The following is a 2,877-nucleotide window of genomic DNA, read 5'->3' as shown; positions in this document are numbered from 1 at the left end:
ACGATCGTGTAGCCGGCGACGACGCGCTGGCGCTCCAGCCGCTCCAGCCGGCTCTGCACCGTGGTGCGCGACAAGGCGAGGCGCCGCGCCAGCTCGGCGGTGGAGGCGCGCGCGTTCTCGCGCAGCAGCGCGAGCAGCGCGTGGTCGGTCTTGTCGAGGATGGTCTTGTGCATTTCGTCGGAGTATCTCGGCAATATGCCGGAATGTGCCCGTCGTTTCGTTGAATTTCAAGCTGCCTTTTGACCTCGCACTCCCGACAATCGCCGTCATTCCCTACAGCATGCGAGGCGGCAATGAAAGACATCCTGGTGATCGGCGGCGGCAAGATCGGCCCCGTGGTGGGGGCCCTGCTGGCCTCTGCGACCGGTGGCGAGCGCTACACCGTGACGGTGGCCGACCGCTCGGCGCCCCAGCTGGCCGAGATCGCGACCGAGATGGCCGGCACCCCGGGGCTGTCGACCCTGGTGCTGGACGTGAACGATGCCCAGCAGCTGCGCTCCGCGCTGCGCGGCCGCTTCGCGGTGCTGAGTGCGGCGCCCTACCACCTGACGGCCAAGGTCGCGCAGGCCGCACGCGACACCGGCGTGCACTACCTGGACCTCACGGAAGACGTGGCCAGCACCCGGCGCATCCGCGAACTGGCGGTGGGCGCCAGCACCGCCTTCATCCCGCAGTGCGGGCTGGCCCCCGGCTTCATCTCGATCGTCGCTGCCGACCTGGCGAGCGGCTTCGACACGCTCGACAGCGTGCGCATGCGCGTCGGCGCCTTGCCGGCCTACCCGAGCAACGCGCTGAACTACAACCTGACCTGGAGCACCGAAGGCGTCATCAACGAGTACTGCGAACCCTGCGAGGCGATCGTCGACGGCGTCGTGCGCGAGGTGCCGGCGCTCGAGGAGCGCGAGGAGTTCTCGCTCGACGGCGTGCTTTACGAGGCCTTCAACACCTCGGGCGGGCTCGGCACGCTGTGCGAGACGCTGGCCGGCAAGGTGCGCACGCTGAACTACCGCACGATCCGCTACCCGGGCCACGCCGCGATCATGAAGGCGCTGCTGCACGACCTGCGGCTGAAGGACCGGCGCGACGTGCTGAAGGACATCCTCGAACAGGCCGTGCCGACGACGATGCAGGACGTGGTGATCGTGTTCGTCACCGTCTCCGGCATGAAGGACGGGCGCCTCGTGCAGAACACCTATGCGCGCAAGACCTATGCGCACGTGCTGGCCGGCAAGCTGCGCAGCGCGATCCAGATCACCACGGCGAGCAGCCTGTGCGCGATCCTCGACATGCTGGCGAACGGCCAGCTGCCGCAGCAAGGCTTCGTGCGGCAGGAGGACGTGCGGCTGGCCGACTTCCTGGCCAACCGCTTCGGCCGCGTGTACGCGATGGACGAGCTCGCGAAAGCAGCCTGACTCGGCTTACACTGTTCCCATACAGAACCCCAGTTCGTCAAAAGAACTTTTTGACGAACTGGGTCTGCGTGAGGAACAGCATGATCAACAAGCTCTGCGATTCGGTGCAGGACGCGCTGGCCGGTGTGCCCGACGGCGCGACGGTGATGATCGGCGGCTTCGGCGGCGCCGGCCAGCCGGGCGAGCTGATCGATGCGCTGATCGCGCAAGGCGCGCGCGACCTGACCATCGTCAACAACAACGCCGGCAACGGCGAGACGGGCCTGGCGGCGCTGCTCGCAACCGGGCGGGTGCGCAAGATCATCTGCAGCTTTCCGCGCCAGGTCGATTCGCAGGTGTTCGACGGGCTGTACCGCAGCGGGCGCATCGAGCTGGAACTGGTGCCGCAAGGCAACCTGGCCGAGCGCATCCGCGCGGCCGGTGCCGGCATCGGCGGCTTCTTCACGCCGACCGGCTACGGCACCGAGCTGGCGCGCGGCAAGGAAACGCGCGAGATCGACGGCCGCATGTATGTGCTCGAGTCACCGATCCATGCCGACGTGGCGCTGATCAAGGCCGAGCGCGGCGACCGCTGGGGCAACCTGGTCTACCGCAAGACCGCGCGCAACTTCGGGCCGATCATGGCGATGGCGGCGAAGCTGAGCATCGCATCGGTGCACGAGGTGGTGGCGCTCGGCGAGCTCGACCCGGAGCACATCGTGACGCCGGGGATCTTCGTGCAACGCGTGGTCCAGGTGCCGCGCAGCGCCACCGGGCCGGCCGGTTTCGCGAGGAGCGCCGCATGAGTGTCCGTGGCCTGAACCGCGACCAGATGGCCGCCCGCGTCGCCCGCGACATCCCCGAGGGCGCGTACGTGAACCTCGGCATCGGCCTGCCGACACTGGTGGCCAACCACCTGCCGCGCGAGCGCGAGATCTTTTTGCACAGCGAGAACGGCCTGCTCGGCATGGGCCCGGCGCCGGCGGCGGGCGACGAGGATTTCGACCTGATCAATGCCGGCAAGCAGCCGGTGACGCTGCTGGCYGGCGGCGCGTTCTTCCACCATGCCGACAGCTTCGCGATGATGCGCGGCGGCCACCTCGACATCTGCGTGCTCGGCGCGTTCCAGGTGTCCGCGCGCGGCGACCTGGCGAACTGGCACACCGGTGCGCCCGACGCGATCCCCGCGGTCGGTGGCGCGATGGACCTGGCGATCGGCGCGAAGAAGACCTTCGTGATGATGGAGCACCTGACCAAGTCCGGCGAGAGCAAGATCGTCGCCGAGTGCAGCTACCCGCTGACCGGCGTGGCCTGCGTGAGCCGCATCTACACCGACCTGGCTGTCATCGACGTGACGGCGGCCGGGCTGAAGGTGGTGGAGACTTTCAACGGCCTGCCCTTCGATGAACTGCAGCGGTTGAGCGGCCTGCCGCTGATCGCCTGAAAGAATCCGCCATGAATGATGCCTTCATCTGCGATGCCATTC

General features: G+C 68.1%; 4 protein-coding genes. 3 read left to right on the top strand and 1 reads right to left on the bottom strand.

Features of this window, described 5'->3' with window-relative positions; translation table 11 throughout:
- Positions 1 to 173, bottom strand: a 173-nt coding sequence (locus AC1D15_RS25280; protein ID WP_477828147.1) for an Lrp/AsnC family transcriptional regulator, incomplete at its 3' end; no start/stop codon positions are given.
- A 120-nt stretch (positions 174 to 293) separates the two neighbouring features.
- Between AC1D15_RS25280 and AC1D15_RS25275 the strand changes: the two genes are divergently transcribed.
- The 3 genes from AC1D15_RS25275 to AC1D15_RS25265 all read left to right on the top strand — a co-directional run bounded on the left by AC1D15_RS25275 (position 294) and on the right by AC1D15_RS25265 (position 2,835).
- Positions 294 to 1,412 (top strand): saccharopine dehydrogenase family protein, encoded by a 1,119-nt coding sequence (locus tag AC1D15_RS25275; protein ID WP_477828146.1) that lies wholly within the window; start codon positions 294 to 296, stop codon positions 1,410 to 1,412.
- A gap of 80 nt (positions 1,413 to 1,492) precedes the next feature.
- Complete coding sequence (locus AC1D15_RS25270) at positions 1,493 to 2,197, top strand: 3-oxoacid CoA-transferase subunit A (protein WP_047510271.1); 705 nt, start codon at positions 1,493 to 1,495, stop codon at positions 2,195 to 2,197.
- Positions 2,194 to 2,835 carry a 3-oxoacid CoA-transferase subunit B gene (locus tag AC1D15_RS25265; protein ID WP_047510273.1) on the top strand — a complete coding sequence of 214 codons (642 nt, stop codon included), beginning with the start codon at positions 2,194 to 2,196 and terminating at the stop codon, positions 2,833 to 2,835. Before AC1D15_RS25270 ends, AC1D15_RS25265 begins: the two co-directional genes overlap by 4 nt.
- The last annotated feature ends 42 nt before the right edge of the window (positions 2,836 to 2,877 follow it).

The sequence above is a fragment of the Rhizobacter sp. P2_H2 genome (genome assembly GCF_056403375.1).
This window is presented reverse-complemented; position numbering and strand designations above follow the sequence as displayed.

Excerpts from the sequence above, each read along its gene's own strand:
- AC1D15_RS25270 (WP_047510271.1), top strand. The coding sequence starts at position 1,493 with ATGATCAACAAGCTCTGCGATTCGGTGCAGGACGCGCTGGCCGGTGTG.
- AC1D15_RS25275 (WP_477828146.1), top strand. The coding sequence starts at position 294 with ATGAAAGACATCCTGGTGATCGGCGGCGGCAAGATCGGCCCCGTGGTG.